Below are 3523 nucleotides of genomic sequence, written 5' to 3'. Positions count from 1 at the left end.
CGATCCGGGTGAGGGGGTGCCGAGGCCTCTCATGAGCCTGGCCCCTCACCCCGTTCGCGAGTTGAGCTCGCGCCAGCCCCCCAAACGTGAATCGATCATAAGCGTGGATGCCGCCGTCCATCGCACCGCCTCGACGAGTTTCGGCGGGTGAAAGCTGCTATAAGGCCGCCCGGAAACGCTCTTAGACCATCCTGATCTGCGGCACCCGCGCATGAACATCCTGCTTCTCGGCTCCGGCGGACGCGAGCATGCGCTCGCCTGGAAGATCGCGGCGAGCCCGCTCGCCGACGCGCTGTGGTGCGCGCCCGGCAATGCCGGCATCGCCCAGGAGGCCGACTGCGTCGCCCTCGACGTCGCCGACCACGCCGCCGTCGTCGCCTTCTGCCGCGACCACGCCGTCGACCTCGTCGTGGTCGGGCCCGAGGCGCCGCTGGTCGCCGGCCTGGTCGACGACCTCTCGGCGGCCGGCATCAAGGCGTTCGGGCCGAGCGCGGCGGCCGCCCGGCTGGAGGGCTCCAAGGGCTTCACCAAGGCGCTGTGCCGGGCCAACGGCATCCCGACCGCCGCCTACGAGGTGTTCACCGCCGCGGCGCCCGCCAAGGCCTATGTCCGGGAGAAGGGCGCGCCCATCGTGGTCAAGGCCGACGGGCTCGCCGCCGGCAAGGGCGTTGTGGTCGCCGAGACGGTCGCCCAGGCCGAGGCGGCGATCGACGACATGCTGTCCGGGTCCCTCGGCGCGGCCGGCGCCAGCGTGGTGATCGAGGAGTTCCTGACCGGCGAGGAGGCCTCCTTCTTCGTCCTGTGCGACGGCGAGACCGCCCTGCCGCTCGCCTCGGCGCAGGACCACAAGCGCGCCTTCGACCACGACTTCGGGCCCAACACGGGCGGCATGGGCGCCTATTCGCCGGCCCCGGTGATGACGCCCGAGACCACGGCCCGCACCATGGACGAGATCGTCCGCCCGACGCTGCGCGCCATGGCGGCGATGGGCTGCCCCTACAAGGGCGTGCTGTTCGCTGGTCTGATGATCACGGCGCAGGGGCCGAAGCTGATCGAGTACAATGTCCGGTTCGGCGACCCGGAATGCCAGGTGCTGATGCTGCGCCTGATGTCCGACCTCGTCCCGGCCCTGCTCGCCACCTGCGACGGCCAGCTCGGCGACTTCGCGCTGCGCTGGTACGACGAGGCGGCCATCACGGTGGTGCTGGCCGCCAAGGGCTATCCGGGCGCCTACGAGAAGGGCAGCGTCATCGACAACCTGCGCGCCGCCGCCGAGGTCGAGGACGTCGAGATCTTCCACGCCGGCACGGCGGAGCGCGACGGCCGCCTGGTCGCGGTCGGCGGCCGGGTGCTGAACGTCTGCGCCGTCGGCAAGACGCTGGCCGACGCCCGCACCCAGGCCTATGCGGCGATCGCCGAGATCCGCTGGCCGGGCGGCTTCTGCCGCAAGGACATCGGCGCCAAGGGCTTGGCCCGGAGAGCACCATGAGCACCCCGGGTGCTGCGGCGGCCACCTCACCCGCGGCCGCCTCGCTGTGGCGCCGGCTGGTCGCCTTCTCGCTCGACACCACGCTTGTCGGCGCCGTCGGCTACGCGGTCGGGATGGCGATGTTCGACCTCGTGGTCGATCTCGGGCTGGCGGCCCGGCTGATCGGCCTCGCGCTGGCGCTCGCCTATTTCGGCCTTGCCGACAGCCGCCTCACCGGCGGCCGCAGCCTCGGCAAGCGCCTGCTCGGGATCGCCGTGGTCGGCCCGGACGGCGCGCCGCTGTCGATCGGCGCCGCGACGCTGCGCGCCCTCGTGGTGATGGCGCCGATCGTCCTCAACGACTTCGCGGTCGAGACCATCACGCCGATCGTCACCGGCCTGTGGAGCTTCCTGGTGATCGGTGTCGGCCTGTCGCTCCTCTATCTCGTGCTGTTCAACCGGCCGACCCGGCAGTCGCTGCAGGATCTCGTGGTCGGCAGCATGGTGGTCTCCGCCGGCGCGCCGCGCCCGGCGACGCGGCCGCTGTGGATCGGCCACCGCATCACGGTCGGCGTGCTGCTGGCCGCGAGCCTCGCCTTCGGCCTGATGATGCCGTCGATGATCCAGTCGTCGGACCGGGTGAGCGGGCTCCTGGCGGTGCGCACCGCCGTCGCGGCCCAGCCCGGCGTGCGCGACGCCGCCGTCGTCCGCACCTGGACCCGCACCGCCGGCTCCGACCAGGCCCGCGACTCCATCACCGTCACGGCGAGCTATTCGCGCTGGCCGGCCGATCCCGAGGCGCAGGCCCGCGACATCGCCGGCCTGGTGCTGAAGGAGTTCCCCGATCTGGTCGGGACCCTCCCGCTGATCGTCAAGGTGACGGTCGAGTTCAATCTCGGCATCGCCAACTACGCCAAGCAGCAGCAGATCGAGACCTCGGCCGCCGCCTGGCCCAAGATCGAGACGATCCGGAGCTAGGCACGCAGGGTTTCCGACTCGCACCGCCGCGTGTCTTACGGTCGCCACCGCAATCCGGCTATGCTGCGGCCCCGCTGGTCGAGCCTCCGGACCGGCGTCGTTTTCGGAGTCCCCGCATGTCCGATCTCGCCGACCTCTATCCCGGCTTCGAGTCCCACTGGATCGACACCAGTGCCGGCAAGCTGTTCGCGCGCTCGGGCGGCAGCGGGCCGCCGCTGCTGATGCTGCACGGCTATCCGCAGTCCAACGTCATCTGGCACAAGATCGCGCCGGCTTTGGCCAAGCATTTCCGCCTCGTGCTGGCCGATCTGCCCGGCTACGGCTGGTCGGCGGCGCCGCGCTCGGGGCCCGACCACGCGCCCTACACCAAGCGCGCCATGGCGGCCGGCATGATCGACCTGATGGAGAAGCTCGGCCACGCCCGCTTCTCGCTGGTCGGCCACGACCGCGGCGGCCGCGTCGGCTACCGGCTCGCGCTCGATCATCCGGGGCGATTGGAAAAACTCGCCGTGATCGACATCGTCCCGACCTTCGCCATGTGGCACCAGATGGACCGGACGCTCGCCTACAAGGTTTGGCACTGGACGTTTCTGGCCCTGCCGGCGCCCTTCCCGGAAACCATGATCGGCAAGGATCCGAACTATTTCCTCGACTGGAAGATGGCGAGCTGGAGCGGCACCAAGGATCTCACCCCGTTCGATCCGCGCGCGCTCGCCCACTACCGTGCCGCCTTCCAGGATCCCTTGCGCATTCACGCGAGCTGCGAGGACTACCGGGCCGGCCGCACCACCGATCTCGCCTTCGACGAGGCCGACCGCGCGGCGGGCAAGAAGATCGACTGCCCGCTGCTCGCGCTGTGGGGCGCCAAGGGCATCCCGAGCGAGAACTCGCCGCTCGCCACCTGGCGCGAATGGGCGGACGACGTGCGGGGCCAGCCGATCGACTCCGGCCACTTCCCCCAGGAGGAGAACCCCGCCGCCACCCAGAAGGCGCTGCTGGAGTTTTTGACGGGGGCGGCGTGACGGGCGGTTGGCCGATCATGGTTCGTGGCCGTCGTCCCGGGGCGGCCCGGAGGGCC

The 3523-nt window shown here is 71.1% G+C and carries 3 protein-coding genes; all 3 read left to right on the top strand.

Features of this window, described 5'->3' with window-relative positions; translation table 11 throughout:
- Positions 1 to 211 precede the first annotated feature (211 nt).
- The 3 genes from purD to CH341_RS24430 all read left to right on the top strand — a co-directional run bounded on the left by purD (position 212) and on the right by CH341_RS24430 (position 3467).
- A complete protein-coding gene (gene purD, locus CH341_RS24440; protein ID WP_111421592.1) occupies positions 212 to 1489 on the top strand; it encodes a phosphoribosylamine--glycine ligase in 1278 nt (425 codons plus the stop codon).
- Positions 1486 to 2445: an RDD family protein gene (locus CH341_RS24435; protein WP_111421591.1), complete on the top strand. Its 960-nt coding sequence runs from the start codon at positions 1486 to 1488 to the stop codon at positions 2443 to 2445. Before purD ends, CH341_RS24435 begins: the two co-directional genes overlap by 4 nt.
- A 116-nt stretch (positions 2446 to 2561) precedes the next feature.
- Complete coding sequence (locus CH341_RS24430; RefSeq protein ID WP_111421590.1) at positions 2562 to 3467, top strand: alpha/beta fold hydrolase; 906 nt, start codon at positions 2562 to 2564, stop codon at positions 3465 to 3467.
- The last annotated feature ends 56 nt before the right edge of the window (positions 3468 to 3523 follow it).

The organism is Rhodoplanes roseus (genome assembly GCF_003258865.1).
GTDB classification, from domain to species: Bacteria; Pseudomonadota; Alphaproteobacteria; order Rhizobiales; family Xanthobacteraceae; genus Rhodoplanes; species Rhodoplanes roseus.
This window is presented reverse-complemented; position numbering and strand designations above follow the sequence as displayed.

Coding starts and splice junctions, on each gene's coding strand:
- purD (WP_111421592.1), top strand. CDS start 212: ATGAACATCCTGCTTCTCGGCTCCGGCGGACGCGAGCATGCGCTCGCC.
- CH341_RS24435 (WP_111421591.1), top strand. CDS start 1,486: ATGAGCACCCCGGGTGCTGCGGCGGCCACCTCACCCGCGGCCGCCTCG.
- CH341_RS24430 (WP_111421590.1), top strand. CDS start 2,562: ATGTCCGATCTCGCCGACCTCTATCCCGGCTTCGAGTCCCACTGGATC.